At 40.3% G+C, this 14,467-nt stretch carries 12 protein-coding genes; 8 read left to right on the plus strand and 4 right to left on the minus strand.

All coding sequences use genetic code 11. The features are described from left to right. Positions 1-157: 157 nt before the first annotated feature. Positions 158-790, minus strand: coding sequence for a DUF3833 domain-containing protein (locus tag DFP82_RS08115; RefSeq protein WP_245905681.1), 633 nt, complete (start codon positions 788-790; stop codon positions 158-160). Between the two features lie 145 nt (positions 791-935). Beyond that, a complete protein-coding gene (locus DFP82_RS08120) occupies positions 936-2,300 on the minus strand; it encodes an MFS transporter (protein WP_110923230.1) in 1,365 nt (454 codons plus the stop codon). A gap of 592 nt (positions 2,301-2,892) precedes the next feature. Between DFP82_RS08120 and uvrA the strand changes: the two genes are divergently transcribed. From uvrA to DFP82_RS08155, 6 genes are all read left to right on the plus strand, one after another. Then, positions 2,893-5,799 carry an excinuclease ABC subunit UvrA gene (uvrA, locus tag DFP82_RS08130; RefSeq protein ID WP_110923232.1) on the plus strand — a complete coding sequence of 969 codons (2,907 nt, stop codon included), beginning with the start codon at positions 2,893-2,895 and terminating at the stop codon, positions 5,797-5,799. Positions 5,800-6,167: 368 nt separating this feature from the next. Continuing rightward, positions 6,168-6,431: a hypothetical protein gene (locus DFP82_RS08135; protein WP_110923233.1), complete on the plus strand. Its 264-nt coding sequence runs from the start codon at positions 6,168-6,170 to the stop codon at positions 6,429-6,431. A 249-nt stretch (positions 6,432-6,680) separates the two neighbouring features. Continuing rightward, a complete protein-coding gene (locus tag DFP82_RS08140; protein ID WP_110923234.1) occupies positions 6,681-7,043 on the plus strand; it encodes a hypothetical protein in 363 nt (120 codons plus the stop codon). 339 nt (positions 7,044-7,382) lie between these two features. Continuing rightward, positions 7,383-8,423: a hypothetical protein gene (locus DFP82_RS08145; RefSeq protein ID WP_110923235.1), complete on the plus strand. Its 1,041-nt coding sequence runs from the start codon at positions 7,383-7,385 to the stop codon at positions 8,421-8,423. 133 nt (positions 8,424-8,556) lie between these two features. Further along, positions 8,557-8,937, plus strand: coding sequence for a zinc ribbon domain-containing protein (locus tag DFP82_RS08150; protein ID WP_110923236.1), 381 nt, complete (start codon positions 8,557-8,559; stop codon positions 8,935-8,937). Positions 8,938-9,011: 74 nt separating this feature from the next. Continuing rightward, complete coding sequence (locus tag DFP82_RS08155) at positions 9,012-9,458, plus strand: NINE protein (RefSeq protein WP_245905682.1); 447 nt, start codon at positions 9,012-9,014, stop codon at positions 9,456-9,458. Positions 9,459-9,603: 145 nt separating this feature from the next. On the opposite strand, the gene DFP82_RS08160 is transcribed toward DFP82_RS08155, so the two are convergent. Then, on the minus strand, positions 9,604-10,383 hold the full coding sequence (locus DFP82_RS08160; RefSeq protein ID WP_220034730.1) for a M48 family metallopeptidase: 780 nt from the start codon (positions 10,381-10,383) through the stop codon (positions 9,604-9,606). 488 nt (positions 10,384-10,871) lie between these two features. On the opposite strand from DFP82_RS08160, the gene DFP82_RS08165 reads away from it, so the two are divergent. Then, complete coding sequence (locus tag DFP82_RS08165; protein ID WP_110923238.1) at positions 10,872-11,135, plus strand: hypothetical protein; 264 nt, start codon at positions 10,872-10,874, stop codon at positions 11,133-11,135. 508 nt (positions 11,136-11,643) lie between these two features. Here DFP82_RS08165 and DFP82_RS08175 read toward each other — a convergent pair. After that, positions 11,644-13,455, minus strand: a complete 1,812-nt coding sequence (locus DFP82_RS08175) for a hypothetical protein (protein WP_110923239.1) — start codon at positions 13,453-13,455, stop codon at positions 11,644-11,646. Between the two features lie 222 nt (positions 13,456-13,677). Between DFP82_RS08175 and DFP82_RS08180 the strand changes: the two genes are divergently transcribed. Next, positions 13,678-14,466 carry a threonine/serine exporter family protein gene (locus DFP82_RS08180; RefSeq protein ID WP_110923240.1) on the plus strand — a complete coding sequence of 263 codons (789 nt, stop codon included), beginning with the start codon at positions 13,678-13,680 and terminating at the stop codon, positions 14,464-14,466. Position 14,467 lies beyond the last annotated feature (1 nt).

A 14,467-nucleotide genomic window follows, 5' to 3' on the forward strand; every position in this document is an offset into this window, starting at 1 on the left:
GGCGACACCTTATGTCGCCTAGATATATTTGTTCTAAATACATTTATCGCAGTCTCCACTATCAAAAGACAGTAATAGTGCTATTTTGCCACTTTAATCAGTGGATTAACACCATCAACCTTCATTGACTGTTAGTATAGCGTGGCGACCTATTACTTTACTTAGCGTCAGAGCGATGACGATGCATACTCAAAGTAACACTACCCAGCTCTACGCCGAATTTTTTCATCACGGATCGATTCAGCATGACATCTTCATTGATAAGATACATCCAGTCGTCAAAATTGACTTTGTAAGTCTTGTCTTCAACAGGCAATTCTAATAAATAATTCCAATGGAGCGTATTACCAACGACCTCCCCTGTTGCCTCACCGATGACATCGCCTGCCGTGCCTTTCCAACTACCGTCATCTTGCTTGGTCAATCGCCATATACGCTGCGATTTTGACCCATCTGCCCACGAAAACTTCTCATCTAAAACGATAACATCGTCACCCTCGTGAGTGGCATCGATATCGACATAAAAACGTTTCTTAACCTCACCATTTCGGCCTTGAAACATGCCCCAACCATCAATCTGACCTGAGAAAAACTCATGCATATCGAGCGTTGGTGTAGTATTTTGATAGGCTTGAAGATTTTGGGTAGCACAACCAGAGATTAACAAAGTGGCTGATAGCCCAAAACCTATTGCCAATTTAGTCATCGATTTATTGATAGTACTTGAAAGACTGGTTGATTTAACTGCTCTGGTCACAATCTGATTAGACAGCATCGTAAACTTACTCATATTAATTCCTTTTAAATAGAGATAGATTTAAGCAAAGAGGTTTAAATTGCACCTAATAATAGTGGCGGTCTATACAGTTGTTGTCTACTCTGTTTTTGACTATCCAGACTTTTTCGACTAACCTAATACCATTATGTATGGCTTATCAGATGTCTAGCGGACTCTGTGCCAAACTTGATAGCTGCTGCCTTGAATCGTCCGTCAGCTGGGTTTTATCCAATTTAAGATACGCCACTTTCTCTTTTGCCATCACGACCAGCTCATCGACACCATCGACTGCTAGCATCTGGCGTGACCAGTCTTGCATATTCACATTTTTGGGAACACTAACGGTCGTGCTTGATAGGTATGGTGGCTGCGCAATCGGTATAATAAGCATCAAAGCGACACCCATAATGACCGCCAATATACCCCATGCCAAGAGGCTAGGCTGACTCAATAATAGCCCGCCCATTGCCCCGCCCACAAACGCACCAAAAAACTGGCTAGATGAGCTTATTCCCATTGCCGTCGCTTTATTGGCCACTGGTGCGCGCTTAGAAATCCATGAAGGAATAGTCGCCTCAATGAGATTAAAGCCCATAAAGTACAGTAATAAGCCTAAAATAATACCAATACCAGCCTGACTGCCAAGTGCGAGTATGGCTAAGGCTGCGGTTATTAATGCCAATGCACCCAAAAATACCTGACGCATTTTGCGTTTCTTTTCAGCGATGATAATAAAAGGTATCGCTACCGCAAAACCAATAAACAATAATGGCAAATAAACCAAGCCTTGCTGGCGTACCGATAATCCCATCACTTCATTGAGCTGATGCGGCAAAATGACAAATATCGCAGTCATGGTCAGATGTAGCGCAAAGATACCAATATGTAAGCGATTCAAATCACCAATTTTGAGTACTGTCGCTAATTGCTCACCGATCGATTTATTGTCTAGATTATGCTTAAGCACCCTTAGTGGCGTCGGTACTATCATTAATAGCAACATTGCCAAAACCGCAAAGCCTGCGGTGAGCCAAAACAGACCAGAAATGCCAAGCGAACCAACCAACAGCGGGCCAAAGGCAAAGGCAAGCATAATAGAGGTCGCAATGGTCAAACCCATCGTAGCCATCGCTTTGGTACGCATCTCCTCACGAGTCACATCGGCTAGTAATGCCATCAATACAGCAGAGACCGCTCCACTACCCGCCAGCGCCCGACCGATAATGACCTCATAAATATCTGTCGCGTTGGCCGCGATGATACCGCCAATAGCAAATAAGATTAAACCTAAAAATATAATAGGTTTACGCGGGAATTTGTCAGCAGCAAGGCTCATCGGTATCTGAAAAATAGCCTGCCCAAGCCCATAAATACCAACTGCTAAACCAATCAAAAATGGCGTCGCATGCGCATAATTGTTACCGTATACAGAAAATACTGGGACAATCATAAACAAACCAACCATCCGTAAGGCAAAGATACCACCGACCCCGAGGATTGCCCGTTTTTCTACGCTATTCATACTCGCCTCACTGGTTGATCATTAGCTAGTTTATCACTGCTGCTTTTATCGAGTCATCAGCCTATAAATCAAGCCCACTAGTATAAGACATTCGTCATTTGGTTGCCGAAACTTTTACTTTTTGCGCCCAGACTTAACGGTAAATGTGATGCCATATTTTTGTTATTAAGTGCATCTAATAGCAACCGTACCTTGAATAATGCCACTATCATGACAATAAAGTAAGACGGCGCAAGCATTACCAGAGCAGCACTTTTAGCTTGTACAGAATTGACCATATAACGAATACCTCTCATAAAATGACATTGTTTGGCAAAATCTATAACAAACCTTACCTGTTACTCACTGCTGATTTGATTTAGATTTACTTATCAAAATAAAAACTTAAAATCAGAAACTAAAACAAGAGCACACCGACTGTCGTTTACATCGTTTTGTTTGTATCGCTCTATAAAACTATCAATGCCTTTATAGAGCGATATGAATGACAGCACTATCCACAATTTAAATAAACCACTTCGACTTCATTTACGCTTTTAACGTTTAGACATTTTTTTAAATACCATTTTAGCAAATAGGAAACCTATCACCGATGGCACATGACCATATCGCAATACGCGGCGCACGTACGCACAATTTAAAAAACATCGATTTAGACATACCACGAGATAAATTCGTGGTCATCACCGGTTTATCAGGTTCTGGTAAATCATCATTGGCATTTGACACACTATATGCCGAAGGGCAACGTCGTTATGTCGAGAGCTTGTCGGCCTACGCACGTCAGTTCCTATCACAGATGGAAAAGCCTGACGTCGATAGTATCGAAGGTCTATCCCCTGCGATTGCCATCGAGCAAAAATCGACCAACCATAACCCGCGCTCTACGGTCGGTACGATTACTGAAATTTATGATTATTTGCGTCTGCTGTATGCGCGTATTGGTACGCCGTTTTGCCCTGAGCATGGCGAGCCAATGGTTGCACAATCGGTCACTGAAATGGTCGACCAAGTCATGGCGCTACCCGATGACACCAAGATTATGATTTTGGCACCCGTCATTCGTGAGCGTAAAGGTGAGCATACCGTCTTACTAGAGCAGCTCATTGGCCAAGGCTTTGTGCGTGTGCGCGTCGACGGTGATGTCTACGATACTGATGAGCTACCGACCCTCGATAAAAAGAAAAAACACACCATCGAAGTCGTGGTGGATCGTTTTAAAGTCCGTGATGACTTGGGCAACCGCGTCGCAGAAAGCTTAGAGACTGCTCTACGCTTAGGTCAAGGTCTGGTCACGCTGCATTTTATGGATGGTAATCCAAAAGAAGGCGGCGATGACAACCAAGTCATGTCAGCCAAGCATTCTTGCCCTGTCTGTGATCGTGCCGTCTCTGAGCTTGAGCCGCGTATGTTTAGTTTTAACAACCCATACGGCGCTTGCCCAAGCTGTGATGGTCTCGGTAAACGTCAGTACTTCTCTGCTGAGAAACTGATTACCCATCACGAAAAATCGCTCAATCAAGGTGCCATCAATGGCTGGGATAAGCGTCATGCTTATTATTTCGGTCTGCTGTCAACTGTGTGCAATCATTTTAAAATTGACATGGATGCGCCGTGGCAAGACCTGCCAAAAGAGCAACAAGACCTCATTATGAATGGCTCTGGTAAAGAGAAGCTAACCTTTAACTTTACCGATGAGCGCGGTCGTAAAACCAATAAAACTGTACCATTTGAAGGCGTGCTTCCTTATCTAGAGCGTCGTTATGCTAAGACGCAAAGCAATCTCGTCCGTGACGAGCTGGCCAAATACTTAGCTGATACGACTTGTAACGTCTGTGATGGTGCGCGTCTGAATGAAATCTCACGCAATGTCCGTGTTGATGATCAGACCATCGCTCAAATCGTCAAACTGTCTATCGGTGATGCAGCAGAATATTATAAAACGCTAAAAATTGGTGGTCATAAAGGCGAAGTCGCAGAAAAAATCTTTAAAGAGATCAATGAGCGTCTGAACTTTCTAGTGAGTGTTGGACTGGATTACTTATCCTTGGCTCGCTCTGCTGAAACGCTATCGGGCGGTGAAGCACAACGTATTCGTCTTGCTAGCCAAATTGGTGCCGGTCTGATGGGCGTGATGTATGTACTCGATGAGCCATCCATCGGTCTGCATCAACGTGACAATGATCGTCTGCTAAAAACCCTCACACGCTTACGTGATTTGGGTAATACGGTACTGGTCGTTGAGCATGATGAAGATGCGATTCGCCAAGCGGATCACGTCATCGATATCGGTATCGGCGCAGGTGTACATGGCGGTCATGTCATTGCTCAAGGTACGGTCGATGACATCATGGCAAATAAGGACTCGCTGACTGGACAATACATGTCTGGTAAAAAGAGAATCGAGATTCCAGCCATTCGTCATCAGCCAAAAATGATAGATGTGGAAGTCAAAGGTAAAGCCAAACCCAAAAAAGTACCGATGACGATTGAGCTAAAAGGCGCGTCAGGCAACAACCTACATGATGTAGATTTGACCATTCCCATTGGTATTATGACTTGCGTGACTGGCGTATCGGGTTCGGGCAAATCAACCTTGATCAACCGTACCCTAATGCCATTAGCCGCGACTCAGTTAAACAATGCCTCAACACTGATTGCCGACAAGTTCGAAAGCATTAGCGGTCTTGAGCATCTAGACAAAATGGTCGATATCGATCAAAGCCCAATTGGTCGTACACCTCGCTCAAACCCAGCGACTTATACAGGCGTGTTTACCCCAGTACGTGAGATGTTTGCACAAACGCAAGAAGCGCGTGCCCGTGGTTATAAAGCGGGTCGCTTTAGCTTCAACGTAAAAGGTGGACGCTGTGAGATGTGTCAAGGTGATGGTCTCATCAAAGTTGAGATGCATTTCTTACCGGATATGTATGTGCCCTGTGACACCTGTGAAGGCAAGCGCTATAACCGCGAGACCCTAGAGATTCACTATAAAGGCAAAACCATCGCCGACGTACTCGATATGACCGTTGAAGACGCGACTGAGTTCTTCTCAGCCATTCCAGCGATTTATCGTCGTTTGCAAGCCTTGATGGATGTTGGTCTAAGCTATATCCGTCTCGGACAGTCTGCGCCCACGTTATCAGGTGGTGAAGCACAGCGTGTCAAACTGGCTCGTGAGCTTGCCAAACGTGATACAGGACAGACGCTCTATATCTTGGATGAGCCAACCACTGGTTTGCATTTCCATGATATCGATAAGCTGCTCAACATCTTGCATGCCCTACGTGATAAAGGTAATACCATCGTGGTCATCGAGCATAACTTGGATGTCATCAAAACGGCGGATTGGGTGATTGATCTTGGCCCTGAAGGCGGTAAAGGTGGCGGCATGATCATCGCTGAAGGTACGCCTGAAGAAGTGGCGGAAGTCAAAGAATCTTACACGGGTATATTCTTAAAGCCGATGCTTGAACAAGGCATGAAAGAAGTAAGCTGATACCCGTTAATGAACTATTGATAAAAGGCCACTCTACTGAATAAGGTGGCCTTTTTTGTTAGATGCTATTTTGTTAGATACTGTTTTGTTAGGTACTATTTTATTGAATACTATAAAGCGCTACCCAGTCCATGAGTTGGAAACCTTAACTGATAGATGTGTGTAAAATTTCAACCTGTACGGCTACGTTGCGTTACCTTTCTTAATATTTATTAAAGATACTTAAACTTTAATTGTATTAATATTTAAATAGCACAACATCATGCGTAAACGCATACGATATAGAAATAACTGGTTGAGAACGATATAGCGTGCACGAGTCGACGCTATTCCCTTTAATACGACCTTTAAAATTTTAAGGACTTTCCATGAAAAAATTACTATTTATTGTCTTGGCCTCTACTGTTGGCGTTGCTGCCTGTGCATCAAGCGGAACATCAAATAGCAGCCACAGTCACAAAAAACCAGCGATGTCAGCTGACATGAAACAAGCAATGGATGATTGTGCTAAGAGAACTGGCGTAAAAATGACTAAAGACAGTCGCCCAAGTAAAAGCGATATGAAAAAACTAGAATCATGTATGACTGCAAAAGGGTATAAAAAACCTGAAGGCCGTCCATCTACACATTAATTAGTGTCTTTAGATAGACGATGATGAAAAGCCACTCTCTAGTGAGTGGCTTTTTTGTTGAGAACAATAAAATACTCTCCGTTCAGCTAATGTTTCTTGATGACAGCCACAACTCGGACAAGTTAACCTCGCTTAAAGTATCGCGTCTACATCTGTACTCGGTTGCCTTGCATCTCTTTTAAACTGAATCAACTACACGATCATTGGGTATTATAATCTTCGCCCAACATATAAATTTTAGAGGAAGAAATGGGTCCTGATATAAGTGATGGCATCATTACTAATATAGATAGTATCTTATACAAAGCCTATATTCGGGATGCCTATGAAGATACCGTTTTTTACTACGATTTATGTAAATACACAGGCAAGGACGTATTGCTAGTAGGTACTCAAGTCACATACTATAAACTTTATTATAAAACCCCAGTTGCCGTTGGCTTACTTACTAAAAAAGAAATATGTAATGCTGAACTGTTCAAGAGTTATGATAAAAAAAGATATTATTCAAGCTGTTCTGGACAGGGGTTTGAAATGTCCACGTATAAGACTTTACTTCTCGGTATATGTTTTTTATTAGGTATCGTTATAGGTTTACTTAACTTATTCTGATTTTGATAGGTAAGCTGATGCTGAAAATTGGAGGCATATATGACTGCAAAAGGGTATAAAAAACCTGAAGGTTAAGGCCGTACGAAATAATTAGTACTTCAAATAATTAATGATAGAAGGCTACTCTTTATAGGGTGGCCTTTTTTGTTGGCTGTGACAAATAAAGTAGACTTTAAACACTCTACTTTAGTTAATATGGAATCTTAACATTTGTTGCTCAAATATTACTGATAAGTTATAATCCTTATCTTATTTCCCAAACATTTAATTAATTTTGTAGTACTTACCCTTGCAGAAATGTGCTCGGGATATTGCATATGAAAATAAAGAAGAAAAAGCATGGCTCTAATCAATTGTCCTGAATGCTCCAAGAGCATCAGCGATCAAAGTGCTGCTTGCCCTAGCTGCGGTTTCCCTACTGCTAGAGCTGTTCCTCCTACTTTGCAACAAGCAGATCTCACCAACAATAATTCACTAGAAAACCGTCGTCAAAGACAAAAAAATAGTGGCTGTTCTGGCGCAACTATCTTCCTAATCATTATTATAGTTCTTATAGGCTTTTGGCTTGTAAGTGCTTATGATGGCTATACAGAAAAAGCAAGACAATACAATGAAGTGCAGTCAGAACCTGATAAAGAATCACCACAAGTCCAAGAATCAGTATTTGATTCTCCATTAACACAGATACCAATGTTACTTTCTGGTTCAGGTGAAGATGGGCGCTATTTTCTCATCTCTCATTTTACATCTTATGACATTGAAAATATTAAGTATGCACGTAGAGGGAACGAAAGTGACGCTTATGGAGAAATGCAAATTGACTGCACAAACAATAAAATAAGAAAAACATCATCAGCTAATCTTGAAGCATTAATATCGGCAGATCTAGGGGATTGGTATACACCAACACCAGATTGGACAGATCAAGATATTGTTAATTTCATATGTTCAACTAAAAGAGTAGTGTCAAAAAATATAGAACATCATGAAATAGTTGAAAAAGTAGTAGCGCTAGAAGCTCCAAGGAACGAAGTAGTTGAAAAGGTAACATTGGAGCAATTCAAGCCAGAGCCAGTGATATCAGTAGAAGCAAGACCGAGGGAAGTTTTATTATCAAACGACCCTTCGGGTAGTGAGAAAGAATATAAAGTACGGGAAACACCAATAGAAACAAAAGAGCCTTACAACGAAAAAGTAGTTAATAAAGCAGCGGACGATAAAAAAGAGAGGGACATAGCACGCAGAAAAAGTGATGATCGAGCAATATGTGAACAAGCTATAAAAGTAAACAGCGCTTATCTAGGGAAGGACGATCCGGAATATAGTCAGTGGAAGGCAATTGAGCGTGCCAATTGTATGCAAGATAAACTATATGAGTGAAATTAGTGGATACAAATCGGTGTTATTTGTAAGTGATGTATCAAAATAAGCCCAGAAGCGAACTAAACAGAACAAATATAGTCAATTTTGACTATGGGAATAAGCCATCTATTAGCTAAATAAAGGAATAAATATGGCTTTAATTAATTGTCCTGAGTGCACACACAAAATTAGCGACCAAAGCGTAACTTGTACTAGCTGTGGGCTTCCAACTTCTAAAATGAGATTTTCAATTAAATGTCCTGAATGCTCTAAATCTATTAGTAATCAAAGCATCTCCTGTACTAATTGTGGCTTTCCTCTTATAAAGTCTGAAACATCCAAAGATATTCCACTTTCACCTGAAGAACTTAAAGAGCTTAAACTTCTTAAGGAGCTTAAAGAAGCTGGGGAACATGATGAACAAGGATTTTTCGATAACACAACTATGTTCATTATTAGCTGCATTATCATTTACTTTCTAGCTAAGGAAGACATTCATAAGATTTTACAACACGTTATGGTCTATTTTTAAATTGAAGAAAATACAGCGTAAGTAACGATTGATATTGAAACGATAACTAAAAAATTGCGAAAAATGGAAAATATATGGCCATTATTGATTGTCCTGAATGCACACACAAAATTAGCGACCAAAGCCTCTCTTGTACTAATTGTGGATGTCCAACTTCTAAAATGAAGTTTTTAATTAGGTGTCCTGAGTGCTCTAAATCTATTAGCAATCAAAGCATATCTTGTACTAATTGTGGCTTTCCTATTGCGAAACCTGCACCATTTAAAGCTGTCCCACCTCCTTTACCGACTCAAAATCCTATTCCTATCGTACAGGGAAATAGAAAAAGTAAGGGTACAGCAGCATTGCTAGCCTTTCTTTTAGGAGGTCTTGGCATACATAAATTTTATTTAGATCAGGTTTTTTGGGGTATTTTATATTTATTGTTCTGTTGGACATTTATACCAGTAATAATCTCTATGTTCGAAGTAATAATCCTCCTATTTATGGACGAATCTGAGTTCAACAAACGTTTTAGCTAGCAGCATATGCTTGCTAGCTGTAGAAACCTCAATCTTAAGATAAAAGACAAACCAGTCATTTCTCGATATTTCTTTGCAAAAAAAGCAAGTCTCTCGACTTGCTTTTTTATTTGCTATACTTTTCTAATAGTACTGTACTGATCTATTAAGGTGCTTTAGCAGCCGCTTGATAAATTGGCGTAACTTCAGGCAAGAGTGCTTTGATTTTAGCGATACGCTGCCCAGAATTTGGATGCGTAGACGTCAAAGTAACTAAGGCGCTACTACGACCATTTTCGGCCTCCATTTTTTCCCATACTGACACTGCAGACGCTGGATTGTAGCCTGCCTGCGCCATCAAACGCAAACCACCCGCATCGGCTTGTGATTCTTGACTACGAGAAAACGGCTTATCAATACCTAGGTCATTAATTAAGCCTAATGCATTATCACTCAACCCTGTTTTTGACTGTAGTTGCGCACCACCTAACTGCATTGCTAAACCAGTCAGAACCTTTTGTCCTGCATCCTTTTTACTGTGCTCAGACAATGCATGGGTCATTTCGTGACCCATGATTGCAGCGATTTCTGCATCAGTTAACTTTAACGTCTCTACAATACCTGTGTAAAATGCCATTTTGCCACCAGGCATCGCCCAAGCATTTAGTTCAGGTGACTTTATAACAGTAATTTGCCAATCAAAAGGCACGCCTGTTGTATTAGCTTGAACAGCGTAAGGCTTTATACGGTTAAAGACTTTTTTAACTCGAATAGCGGTGGCAGATGTATTATCTACTGCGCCTTGACTCTTGGCACTAGAAACCACTTGAGAGTAACTTTTCGCCGCATCGCTATTTAAGGTAGCAGTATCGTACCCTGCCATATCGGCGACAGTAGTACAGCCCACCAAACTAGTAATTGTAGTTAGCAATAGAACATTTTTCATTTTATTAAAAGTTGTCATTAGACGTCCAATTTGAAAGATACAGTTAAAGTAAATAGCGAAAATAAAGGCAATGAATTTATAAAGTCAAAACCCACTACTAAAATTCATGTCATTAATGTCATTAATGACATTAATGACATTAATGACATTAATGACATTAACTAAGAGCACCATATAATTAAGAATGTAACTACTATGTAAGTAATGTATCTAAATTATCGAGTGAGATTATCATTAAAGAACACAAAAGTCTATCAATTCGACAACCTATTATTCATTCAATGAGAGCGGCAAACGTCAACTGGCCTAAAGGTCTTAGGTATTGGTTTATTACTGTTTTTGCAACGTTTCCATTTGTACTCCCCTATTACGTTACCTTTCTTAATCTTTTGTTAAATGTATTTAAATTCTAATTGTATTAATATTTAAATGGTTCAACGTTATTCATGAACTGCAACTATATAAAAATACTTAATTGAGAATTTCATATGAAAAAACTATTATTTATTGTCCTAGCATCTACTGTCGGTGTTAGCGCCTGTGCTTCAAGCGGAACGTCAGAGAGCAGTTACAGTCATCAAAAACCAGCGACATCAGCTGACATGAAACAAGCCATGAATGATTGTGCTAAAAATGCTGGCGTAAAAATGTCTAAAGACAGTCGCCCAAGTCAAAGTGATATGAAAAAACTAGATGCATGTATGACTGCCAAAGGGTATGAAAAACCTGAAGGTCAAGGCCATCAGCACTAATTCGTATGTTTTAGACAGTTATAGTCAATCCTCTATAAATTGGATACGGTGTCAGGCTTGCTTAGTCTACGAGTTGTAGTACTTTCACTCGCCTTCCTTGTATCCAAATTATATTGAACCGACTATATAAAAAAGGCCGCTCTTTAGAGAGTGGCCTTTTTTATTGGGTGGTTATCACTAACGCTATCCAACCTACAAGTTAGACATTTTATGCTTTTTGCCAAAAAATCTTATACTTTATCTTAGCTTTCAATATAATGTCATAATGTCTTCTCATTACATCTATACCTTTTATAATAGCGTATCAATACTAACCAACCTGCGTATCTAACCCATGACTTCTATCAGTTACGTACAGCAGCAGCGTGTCTACCGTACGTTCTAGCTTCTCTTCAATCTGACTACACTACGATTCAACCTCACATTTAAACAGACCAATTATTACAAAGGTCCATTCACTGGCATCATACCGATCACGTACTACTTTAACTCATGTATATTTAAGCGCTCATGAGCACTGATTACCAGTATATTTATTAAAAGATAGATAGTCTGTCGAATAATCACCAACAAACTCCACGACTGGAATATTATAGGATTTGTATGCTTTGAATCTGGTAGATTTCCCTTGGCTTATGCATTCATCCATATCAGAAACACAGTGACAAACCTCATTGGTTGCATAGCTACCAAACTGCTTGCCTGTATTGATCACCATATCTTGAGAGACACCCTGTACTTTGGTACCGTCGTCATAACTACCATAGACCACACCAACAACTTTTGTTTTATGTGGATTATTGACTTGCCACTTGATCGCGCGATAAGATCCTAGATATAAAACTATAGGCGCTGTACTCTTTGGGATATCGAGCACAACCGCTTGATTATTCGCTTCATAAGCACCAGCATATAACGCGACGACATTAGGATATTGAGTCTTGATGTCTACTAAAAAGTCACTAGGGTCTGTGGGCTGTTTCACTTCTGATATTGGTGTTAGCATGACGCTGACATCAGTGGTATGCCAACTGTTTGAATACTCAACCTCAATAATGTGATTGCCTTTTGGAATAAATACTTTTTGCTCAACATCATGAAGTCCCTGCTCAAGAATGACGCGCCTATCAATGGAAACCCTGCCACCAGACCAGCTTTTATTCATCAATATATTATAAAACTCTGATTTAGGCGCGTTTAACACCCCGACCCAATACGCATTCAAATTACTCGAAGGAATCCCTAAAAACTCATCATAAGCGTACTTTTTTTGAATGGCAGAAACTGGCATTGCTTTGACTACCTTTTCTACGTTATTCGCATCAATGTAATAAGCCATGTAACCCGAGTCAGGTACTTTACGTTTAGGATTTAGAAAGTCGCCCCAGGTATTAGTGGTGAAAGGAAACTTGTATAGATGATTATCAAACATTTGCGAGTCATTAGTTTGCACCTGACCTGCGTTTGACTTTGTTTGAATAAGATAAGAGGAAGTATCACTATAAAAGGTGAGGCTGTCTTGATGATTTTCGGTTAGATTTGTATATGTATCCTCAAAATTAGAATGGACCCTATTTGTACACTGATTTTTTTTTGCTTCTATCTTTTTATAATTAACGGTAGCCAATTTTGCAAAATTTATAGAACGGTTAGTGTTGCTAAAAGACACTTTATCGACTGAAGATGCACCAGTATAACCTATCACTTTAAAGCCATACCTATGTTGCAATGAGCCGATGTCTAAGATTACATCGCTACCATCACAGCGAAAATTGCCACCAGCACAGCTACAGCTAACATCGGAGTTATAGTTACCCAGTCTATGACCATGATCAAAAGTCAGTTTTTTGTTCACGCCACTAACTTGTGAACCTTCACTATAACTGCCATATACCACACCAATTACATTGGATTCGTACTCGTTATTCTCGCTATCGATAACGGTCGTATTGATGTTCCAATGTATTGGGCTATACGAGCTTAGATATAAAATGACAGGTTCTTTTATATCAGGCATATCAATAGTTGTTTCTCGTCCACTAGAGTTATAAGCGCCTACATATAGTGCAACTGCATCCGGATACTTCTGTCTAATGTCGGCTAAAAAATAACTGGTTGGATCTTCAACATTGGTTATGTCAGCATCAGCAGGCAGTACAGAAAACCGTTCATCACACACTTCATTAGAACATTCTATTACTGTCTCATTGTTGTCTTTAATATTGCTGTCAGAGCTTTTATCACAGCCTATCAAAGATAACGGAATCATAAAAAGTAGCGAGATATAAGTGAATGCAGCAAAGAATTGTTTAATAATCATAGTGTGTTTAGCTTATGTATAGTTATCGTAGAGTATTATTTAGATAAGATAAATAACATTATAGTAACTTTTGATACAATAAGCGATATTCGTTCATTATTCTCCTTGCCAAAAAAACTTATCCTTTATAGTCGCATTAAATATAATGTCCAATAATGCCTGCGCGTCAGCGCCCAGACCCTTTATAATAGCGTATCAATAACCAACGTGCGTACTTCCACAATGACCTCTATCAGTTATGTAAAGCAGCAGCGCATTACCCGACTATGCGTGCGCTGCGGATTACTCCTTATGCAGTATGGTGCTGAGTCTGCCATTGTGGTGGACTTGTCCAAACGCTTGGGCATTGCTTTGGGAATGAACAGCGTAGAATGCTCGCTCAATTTTAATGCCCTTACCTTGACCACTATCTGTGATGAGCGCTGTATCACCACTACCAGAGACACCATCAATCAGAGCATCAACGTCAATTTATTGGTACAAATTCAGCAAATCGTTAATAAGACCGAAGACACCGTAGATAATGATGATTTGATAGACCTGACTACGCTTGCCTTTGATGAGTTAGACAAGACGGTTTATCCAACATGGCTAGTCGGCATATTCGTTGGCATCTCTTGTGCTGCATTTGCTTATTTGAATAGCGCCAGTTGGTTGATGACGGCTGTGACTTTTGTCGCTGGTATGGTGGCGATGCTCACTCGCATTTATCTGTCCAAACACCACTTTAATCCGTTTATAACGGTCATCGTGACGGCCTTTATTGCGTCCTTGATTGGCGCAACTACTTATTATTTTGATATTGGGAATAATGCCGATATCGCCGTTGCCTCCAGTGTGCTGCTACTGGTGCCAAGCTTCCCGCTCATCAATTCTTTTTCAGATATTTTAAAAGGCTATGTCAATATCGGGGTTGGGCGTGCCGTGTTTACCTATATGCTGACCCTATCCGCGTGCGTTGGCATTGTGATGGCCCTTGTTTTACTTCAAATACAGCACTGGGGGTTTTGAC

It is taken from the genome of Psychrobacter fozii, assembly GCF_003217155.1.
GTDB lineage: Bacteria > Pseudomonadota > Gammaproteobacteria > Pseudomonadales > Moraxellaceae > Psychrobacter > Psychrobacter fozii.

What these genes read in the sequence shown, in the direction of transcription:
- DFP82_RS08115 (WP_245905681.1), bottom strand. Translation starts at nt 790, where the DNA reads ATGAGTAAGTTTACGATGCTGTCTAATCAGATTGTGACCAGAGCAGTT.
- DFP82_RS08120 (WP_110923230.1), bottom strand. Translation starts at nt 2,300, where the DNA reads ATGAATAGCGTAGAAAAACGGGCAATCCTCGGGGTCGGTGGTATCTTT.
- uvrA (WP_110923232.1), top strand. Translation starts at nt 2,893, where the DNA reads ATGGCACATGACCATATCGCAATACGCGGCGCACGTACGCACAATTTA.
- DFP82_RS08135 (WP_110923233.1), top strand. Translation starts at nt 6,168, where the DNA reads ATGAAAAAATTACTATTTATTGTCTTGGCCTCTACTGTTGGCGTTGCT.
- DFP82_RS08140 (WP_110923234.1), top strand. Translation starts at nt 6,681, where the DNA reads ATGGGTCCTGATATAAGTGATGGCATCATTACTAATATAGATAGTATC.
- DFP82_RS08145 (WP_110923235.1), top strand. Translation starts at nt 7,383, where the DNA reads ATGGCTCTAATCAATTGTCCTGAATGCTCCAAGAGCATCAGCGATCAA.
- DFP82_RS08150 (WP_110923236.1), top strand. Translation starts at nt 8,557, where the DNA reads ATGGCTTTAATTAATTGTCCTGAGTGCACACACAAAATTAGCGACCAA.
- DFP82_RS08155 (WP_245905682.1), top strand. Translation starts at nt 9,012, where the DNA reads ATGGCCATTATTGATTGTCCTGAATGCACACACAAAATTAGCGACCAA.
- DFP82_RS08160 (WP_220034730.1), bottom strand. Translation starts at nt 10,383, where the DNA reads ATGAAAAATGTTCTATTGCTAACTACAATTACTAGTTTGGTGGGCTGT.
- DFP82_RS08165 (WP_110923238.1), top strand. Translation starts at nt 10,872, where the DNA reads ATGAAAAAACTATTATTTATTGTCCTAGCATCTACTGTCGGTGTTAGC.
- DFP82_RS08175 (WP_110923239.1), bottom strand. Translation starts at nt 13,455, where the DNA reads ATGATTATTAAACAATTCTTTGCTGCATTCACTTATATCTCGCTACTT.
- DFP82_RS08180 (WP_110923240.1), top strand. Translation starts at nt 13,678, where the DNA reads ATGACCTCTATCAGTTATGTAAAGCAGCAGCGCATTACCCGACTATGC.